The organism is Bradyrhizobium macuxiense (assembly GCF_001542415.1).
Classification (GTDB): domain Bacteria; phylum Pseudomonadota; class Alphaproteobacteria; order Rhizobiales; family Xanthobacteraceae; genus Bradyrhizobium; species Bradyrhizobium macuxiense.
The window spans coordinates 142,166-148,473 of record NZ_LNCU01000106.1; the positions used below are offsets into that span (position 1 = coordinate 142,166).

Genomic DNA, 6,308 nt, shown 5'->3' on the forward strand with positions numbered 1-6,308 from the left:
TCGGCTCGGTTGCGAAACGTGTCCCAGAACGGCAGCGCCGCGAGCAGGATCAGGACGCCGGGCAGAAAGATGCCGAGCAGTCCTATGATCGCGCCGGCGACGCCATGCGGCGCGATCTTGACCACGGCGCCGAGATAGGCCGCGAAGGTGAACAGCGGACCAGGCACCGCCTGTGCGGCGCCGTAGCCGGTGAGGAACGCATCGTCACCGACCCAGCCCGGCGTTACGACGGCCTCGCGCAGCAGCGGTAGGACCACATGGCCGCCGCCGAACACCAGGGCGCCGGAGCGATAGAACGCGTCGAACAGCGCAACGCCGGAGCCCGGCGCCAGCCGCGCCAGGAGCGACAAGCCGATCAGCAGCGTCGCGAACGCCGCCAGCGCAACCAGCCCCGCTGATCGTGAGACCGGCATCACGAAGTGACCGACCCCGTTGCTCTCTCCGGTTCGGCACAGCGCAAGGCCGGCGATGCCGCCCAACAGGATGGCGCCGATCTGCGCAACCGACGCCGTGCTGAACAAAATGAGCAGCGCCGCGACCACGGCGATCGAGGCGCGTGTCCGGTCGGGACAGAGCGTGCGCGCCATGCCCCACACCGCCTGCGCGACGATGGCGACCGCCACGAGCTTCAGCCCATGCACAAGGCCCGTGCCGACGGGACCGCTCAGCGCGCCGGCGCCATAGGCAAACAGCACCAGCACAATGGCCGACGGCAGCGTGAAGCCGGTCCATGCCGCCAGCGCGCCAGGATAGCCTGCGCGCATCAGGCCGAGCGAGAAGCCGACCTGACTGCTTGCCGGACCCGGCAGGAATTGACACAACGCGACGAGATCGGCGTAGGCCTGTTCGTCGAGCCATTTGCGCCGCTCGACGAATTCATGCCGGAAGTAGCCGATATGGGCGATCGGCCCGCCGAACGACGTCAACCCGAGTTTGAGGAATGCCGCGAAAACCTCGGCGGCGGTGCCCGCCGGTTGCTGAGCTGTCGTCATCGACTTGCCAACGCTTCTCTTTCGCACCGGCGCCCGATGCCCGGCGAGTCGTCTCAGTGAGCAGCACTATTCCAAATCTGGTTTCTGTCCACGATCACGTCGGGAAAGACAAGATGATCGCGAGGCGCGAAAGATAACCCAACAGCAAAAGCCGACAAGACACCGGAACCGTTCAGGTTGCGCATTCCTGTAGATGGCGTCGCCGCCACGTATGCGCGTCTGCATTGGTTGTACGCTTTTGAGCCAGGCCAGCGTCACAGCCGCTGCGATGGCAATGTTGTGGCAATCAACCTTGGCGTCCCGAGCGCAAGGGGCTTTTTCGTGGCGATGTTCTCGGTTGTCCTCTCCGGAGCGCCACAACCGGGAACATAAGCCCGGACGATGCGTTCACGCGGGATGTTGGGGGTAAATCAAGAAAGGAACGCTTATGCGTATCTTTACGGCATCCGTCATCGTTGGGGCGCTCTCTCTCGGAACACCTGCTTGGGCGCAGGCGCAAGGAACACAACCGAAGGCCCCGCCGCAGGCTCAATCTGAAGAGTCGACCGTAATCCGGAGCATACAGGTCGTCGACATCAAGGACCTCCAGCCCGACGTACGGTCAAAGGTCGAGGCCGTCGTTTCGAAGGCAAGCCCGGACGACCTGCAAAAACTTCGCGGTTCCATCGACGCATCACCGGAAGCGGTATCCGCGCTCAAGGCGAAGGGCCTGAATTCGTCACACGTTGTCGCCGTCAACCTCACCAACGGTGTCCTGACGCTCTTCGCCAAGACGGCCTGAGCCAAGACAACCCAGGCCAACACGGTCTGATGAATTTCCGACTCAACTAAAGAGACCCGCCGGTTCGCGCCCGGCGGGTCTCAACGTTCTCCTCGATCCACGCCCCCAACATCGCCCCAATTTCGTAAGCCGTGCGAGGCAGCGCAAGCGTCCTGATGCGCCACGTCAGCATCGCATTGGGAACGGCATCGATCGGCCGCGCATTGCGAAGCCGATCTGCTTGGCTGCAAAGCGTCGTGATCGATCCTGCCGGGCGGCCATGTGTTTCCAGGGACTGGATCAAGGTAGAAGACCGAGGCTATCATGCCCCGCGCGAGAGAACGAAGCTCTCGACCAATAGCAGGAGACCTGAAGTGAAGTTACTTGGAGCGCTGATGCTGGCGCTAAGCGCGCTCTGGATGACAGGGCCGGCATCTGCACAAATGTATGATCCACGCTACCCGGTCTGCATGCATACTTACGGCTCGCTGATCGGCGAGCGAATGGATTGCATCTACTCGTCGATAGATCAGTGCCAGGCTTCCGCGATGGGCCTCCCGGCGACCTGCCTGCTCAACCCCTATTTCGCTCCAAGGTCGCTGCCCCCTCGCAGGTTTGGACGCTAATCCTTCGCGCTCGCATTCGCCAGCATGCGGTTGAGCCTCACGACTGTGCCGGACCCGCAGTCCCTGATGTGACGATGTTTGGCTCACTAAGTCGTCCCGGCGAACCGCCCGAAGTCGATCGAACCGCCTCCAATCGGCGAAGGTCAGGAAGTGGACTTCAAGGTCGCTCGCCGGTTGGTCGTTCACCGGTATCCCGTCGATTAACGCGGCAAACGCCAGGGCCGTGGGACGTCTCGCCGGCTCATTGCGGCGCATAGTCCAACAGCAGTCGGAGGACGAGCGGACCGGCAAGAAAACGGTGCACCGAAGCGGAGGGAAGCGGCATCGGAAAGCTGCAGCAACCCCTCACGCTTTGCTACGCCCGTCGCGGCTTTCTACGGGCCCGAGACCAAGGGCAAGGTCCCGGTGCCCGATCTGGTCGTCGCCTGAGCCACCTCGGTTGCATAGGGATATTAATGGGTTCGCAAGCACGGCTAACGCCTCGCCGCAGCAATGCGGGCGATGTCGTGGTTGCGTCCACCCAACAACCAACAATGACTGCCGGTCACCTCATCCGACCGCGGCGTCCGTGGTCGCGGCGTCGAGTTGTTGGCCCTCGTGCTCCATGTGCAGGTAGTTCGGGTTGAACAGGCCCGCACGCATCAGGCGGTCGAGGTCGGGCACCGAGAGCGTCCGGCCCTTGAGGACGATGAGTCCGTTGGCGCGCAGCTCCTGCAGCGTGCGATTGACATGGACCTTGGAGAGGCCGGCGGCATCGGCGAGATCGGCCTGGGTCAGCGGAAAATCGCAACTGTCGCCTCTGGTCAAGCCGGCCACGCGCAGGCGCAGCCAGATCTCGCAGAGCAGATGGGCGGTACGCTCCAGGGCCGTGCGCTGGCCGAGATTCATCGTCCATTCACGCTGGATCGCGGCATCGACCAGGGTCTCCCACCAGAACGCGGCGACGATGCGCGGATGCCTTGCGGCGACGTGGTCGAAGAATTCGTGCGGGAGATCGGCGATCGACACCGGCGTGATGGTGCCGATCGAATGATCCATCTCGCGCAGGATGAAGACGTTGATGTCGCAGATGTCGCCCGGCAGGAAGAACGAGACCACCTGCCGCCGGCCGTCCTCGAGTTGCTTGTATCGGCAGGCCCAGCCGGACAGGATCAGATGGACATCCTTGGGCTTGTCGCCCTCGCGCACGATGTCGACCCGCGGACCGAAGTGGCGCACGCGCTCTGATGCTGCGCGATTGAGGATAACGTGATCCATCGGCGAGAGCCGTACGAATTGCTCCAATTTCCGGACTAACGATGCCAACGACATTGGTCTCCCCGCATGTTCATCGGGTAACCGCCGGGTTGATTGCAATAACGCATGTTACATCGCACAAGTATTGGCGAATGTTCAAAAGTGTACGGAAGCGCCGATTTATTTTGGCGCCGACAGCCTGACGCCGCTCAGACGAACGGCACGCCATAGTAGTCGTGCAGCGCACGCGTGGCGCCGACGTCGGCCCAATTCCAGTCACGTTCGCTGTCGTATTTCGGCGGGCTGCGAAGCTGGTCCTCGGTGATACCGGTGACGTAGCCGCCCAGCCGCGTGTCGTATTTCAGCGATTGCCAGGGCAGCGGATAGTGGTCGTTGCCGAGCCCGAGAATGCCGCCGAAGCCGAGTACCGCGTAGGACACGCGCCCGCTCTTCTTGTCGATCATGACACGCTCGATCGAGCCGAGCTTGCGGTCGTCGGCGCCAAAGACTGCGGTGCCCTCGACCTTGTCGCTACCGATGAGGCTGCCGGTCTCCTTCTCGTCCATCGCCATCGTGCGCTCTCCGTTGAATGCCTCCCGACGTCAACGAGCCAGCGTAATCGTCCGTTCCTGCGACAATTGCTGCAGCGCGCGGTGCCGGCCAGGCAGCAATTTCCCGATGCCAAGCGGGCCCCGGCGAAGAAATTTCGCCGAGGTCCGTCACCGGAGTGGTCCACTGCTTCCGGGGAGCAAAGCAGCGAACACACTGACGTTATGCATGTCCAGCGAGATCGTTCCTGCGGTTTCGGGCGCGATTTTTCGATCGGCCCGATGTCACATGTTAACGACGACGCTGCGGAACCCGCCTAGCATCCGGTTCCCACCAGGAGGCGGCATGACCAAGAAGAAACGCAACAGATCACGACCGCTCGGATCGTTCGAGACGCGCCTCCAGAAATTCGCCGACGACGCCCGCGTCGCGGCGCGTAAGATGCCGCCCGGACGCGAACGCGAAATGCTGATGAAGCAGGCCAGGCAGACCGAAACCGTGATGGAGGTCAGCGATTCGCTGACGCTTCGCAAACAACCGCGCCCGAACGGGCCTGCAGGGAGAGCCGCGATGATCGAGGAGACATTTGACTCGCGTACGCTCGCCATCATGAACGCGGCGCTCGACCGCATCTGCGAGGGAGCCCTGCACGGCGAGGAACATGCCACCCGCAAGCGCGTTGCCAGATACATCATCAAGTGCGCCAAGAGCGGCCGGACGACGCTCCACGAGCTGACCAACGCCGGACAACGGGCGCTGGCCAAGGTCGCTGCCGCGGCAGGATAGCCGTCGTTATCAGCGACCGCTGCTCTCGGCCCTCAGCAGAGGCAGATCCGCATGCGTGTCGCAATCAGCATCGTCCTGATCGCCCTCCTGGTCGCCGTCGGCACTTACGCCTATGAAGGCTTGATGGTCTCGGACGCACCGGTGCCCACCTATGGCATCGTCCTGTTCACGATCGGAATTGCCCTCCTGGTCATTGTCGGCGTTGGGCTGATGGGCCTGCTGTTCTATTCAAGCCGCCACGGCTACGACGAGCCGCCGCATATCGAGCGGTAGATTGCGAGCTTCCGTCGGCAAAGCCGACTGCGATACCGTCAGCCCCGTCATCCTGAGGAGCGCGCATCGCGCGCGTCTCGAAGGATCGACGGCCACCAGCCGGGCCGTGCATCCTTCGAGGCTCGCTCCGCTCGCACCTCAGGATGACGGCGATAGATTTTGCGATGGTTTCGGACGTCAAGGCGACGGAGTAGCAGCCGGCACCCGCGCGCGGATTTCCGCGATCTTGCATTTCAGCGAGGCCTGGCGCGGATCGGGCATGACGGCGGCGCGGGCTTCGGTGATCGCGCCGGCGAGATCGGGGAGCGCGAGCGCGCCGTCGAACACCGGCTTGGCGAGCCCGTCGATGATCGCGTGCCAATCCGCGATGCCCTGGCGATAGGGATTGCCGTAGCCGCTGATCATGGTCGCGGTCTCGATCACCGCCACCGTCGCGCTCGGCTGCTTGGTCAGGCTGCGGTCGATCATGTGGAGCCAGCGCTCAACCCAGACGCGCTCCTTGGCATAGCGCGCCGAGAACAGCCGCCACCGCTTCAGGCCGGCCTCGATCCGAAGCCGACGAACGCTGAAGCGGGTGTGGCCGGAAAAGCGGACCGAGACCCTGCGGCGGCGCCAGCCGAAGCGCTCGAGCACGGCCAGCACGGGATCGCCCACCACCACCGGCAAGGCGTCGATCAGCTCGTCGATACGGAATATCTTGACGTCGTCGACGGAGCGTGGCGCAAGCCCCCCCGCCGCAATGACCTCGCGAAGCTTGAATTGCGCGATGCGGATCGGATCCTCGTAGGCCATGCGCTGCGCCATGAGCTGCGCGATATCTGTCAGCATCGCGTCGCCGACACCGCGCCGGCCGACGAAACGTTCGAGCCGGTCGATATAGAGCCTGGCGTAGCCGGCGCTCTGATACTCGGTGAGCAGATGGATAGCGTCGCTGACGACGGGGCTGAGCTGCTCGGAGCAGGCTTCCGGCGGCAGCAGCGGTCCGTCGTCCTCGTCGCCGATGATGTCGGCGAACAGGTAACGGAGCGAAGCCAGGAGACCATCGTCGTCCGGCACTGCGGCGCCTCCAGAACTCGTCACGGCGGG

The 6,308-nt window shown here is 63.7% G+C and carries 7 protein-coding genes and 1 pseudogene; 4 read left to right on the forward strand and 4 right to left on the reverse strand.

The features are described from left to right. Positions 1 to 992: pseudogene (gene chrA, locus AS156_RS31750) on the reverse strand (chromate efflux transporter); the annotation flags it as partial. Between the two features lie 427 nt (positions 993 to 1,419). Here chrA and AS156_RS31755 point away from each other — a divergent pair. Beyond that, positions 1,420 to 1,773, forward strand: coding sequence for a hypothetical protein (locus AS156_RS31755; protein ID WP_066513174.1), 354 nt, complete (start codon positions 1,420 to 1,422; stop codon positions 1,771 to 1,773). 155 nt (positions 1,774 to 1,928) lie between these two features. Continuing rightward, complete coding sequence (locus AS156_RS46150; RefSeq protein WP_430641825.1) at positions 1,929 to 2,378, forward strand: DUF3551 domain-containing protein; 450 nt, start codon at positions 1,929 to 1,931, stop codon at positions 2,376 to 2,378. 549 nt (positions 2,379 to 2,927) lie between these two features. Here the strand turns inward: AS156_RS46150 and AS156_RS31760 are convergent. Both AS156_RS31760 and AS156_RS31765 read right to left on the reverse strand, forming a co-directional pair. Then, on the reverse strand, positions 2,928 to 3,635 hold the full coding sequence (locus AS156_RS31760) for a Crp/Fnr family transcriptional regulator (protein ID WP_066513298.1): 708 nt from the start codon (positions 3,633 to 3,635) through the stop codon (positions 2,928 to 2,930). 188 nt (positions 3,636 to 3,823) lie between these two features. Continuing rightward, complete coding sequence (locus tag AS156_RS31765; RefSeq protein WP_066513176.1) at positions 3,824 to 4,186, reverse strand: PRC-barrel domain-containing protein; 363 nt, start codon at positions 4,184 to 4,186, stop codon at positions 3,824 to 3,826. 205 nt (positions 4,187 to 4,391) lie between these two features. Here AS156_RS31765 and AS156_RS45180 point away from each other — a divergent pair, with 205 nt between their 5' ends. Together AS156_RS45180 and AS156_RS31780 are read left to right on the forward strand one after the other, a co-directional pair. Next, the gene (locus AS156_RS45180; RefSeq protein ID WP_245313163.1) at positions 4,392 to 4,949 is read left to right on the forward strand and encodes a hypothetical protein; all 558 of its coding nucleotides are present in this window, start codon (positions 4,392 to 4,394) and stop codon (positions 4,947 to 4,949) included. Between the two features lie 51 nt (positions 4,950 to 5,000). Continuing rightward, positions 5,001 to 5,222 carry a hypothetical protein gene (locus tag AS156_RS31780; RefSeq protein WP_066513178.1) on the forward strand — a complete coding sequence of 74 codons (222 nt, stop codon included), beginning with the start codon at positions 5,001 to 5,003 and terminating at the stop codon, positions 5,220 to 5,222. A 177-nt stretch (positions 5,223 to 5,399) separates the two neighbouring features. Here AS156_RS31780 and AS156_RS31785 read toward each other — a convergent pair whose 3' ends face one another. Further along, complete coding sequence (locus AS156_RS31785) at positions 5,400 to 6,278, reverse strand: DUF6537 domain-containing protein (protein WP_066513302.1); 879 nt, start codon at positions 6,276 to 6,278, stop codon at positions 5,400 to 5,402. Between the last annotated feature and the right edge of the window lie 30 nt (positions 6,279 to 6,308).

Excerpts from the sequence above, each read along its gene's own strand:
- AS156_RS31755 (WP_066513174.1), top strand. The coding sequence starts at position 1,420 with ATGCGTATCTTTACGGCATCCGTCATCGTTGGGGCGCTCTCTCTCGGA.
- AS156_RS46150 (WP_430641825.1), top strand. The coding sequence starts at position 1,929 with ATGCGCCACGTCAGCATCGCATTGGGAACGGCATCGATCGGCCGCGCA.
- AS156_RS31765 (WP_066513176.1), bottom strand. The coding sequence starts at position 4,186 with ATGGCGATGGACGAGAAGGAGACCGGCAGCCTCATCGGTAGCGACAAG.
- AS156_RS31780 (WP_066513178.1), top strand. The coding sequence starts at position 5,001 with ATGCGTGTCGCAATCAGCATCGTCCTGATCGCCCTCCTGGTCGCCGTC.
- AS156_RS45180 (WP_245313163.1), top strand. The coding sequence starts at position 4,392 with ATGTCCAGCGAGATCGTTCCTGCGGTTTCGGGCGCGATTTTTCGATCG.
- AS156_RS31760 (WP_066513298.1), bottom strand. The coding sequence starts at position 3,635 with ATGGATCACGTTATCCTCAATCGCGCAGCATCAGAGCGCGTGCGCCAC.